1 rRNA gene is annotated in these 240 nt (G+C 55.8%); it reads right to left on the minus strand.

Annotated features, from left to right (window positions below):
• Positions 1 to 15: 15 nt before the first annotated feature.
• A 16S ribosomal RNA gene (locus NQ038_RS15300) occupies positions 16 to 240 on the minus strand; the annotation flags it as partial.

Below are 240 nucleotides of genomic sequence, written 5' to 3' on the forward strand. Positions count from 1 at the left end.
GTTGATGCTCCTTAGAAAGGAGGTGATCCAGCCGCACCTTCCGGTACGGCTACCTTGTTACGACTTAGTCCCAATCACCAGTCCCACCTTCGACCACTCCCCCCACACAAGGTGGTTAGGCCATGGGCTTCGGGTGTTACCGACTTTCGTGACTTGACGGGCGGTGTGTACAAGGCCCGGGAACGTATTCACCGCAGCATTGCTGATCTGCGATTACTAGCGACTCCGACTTCACGTAGT

The organism is Brevibacterium sp. 50QC2O2 (assembly GCF_024580675.1).
In the GTDB taxonomy this organism is placed as follows: domain Bacteria; phylum Actinomycetota; class Actinomycetes; order Actinomycetales; family Brevibacteriaceae; genus Brevibacterium; species Brevibacterium moorei.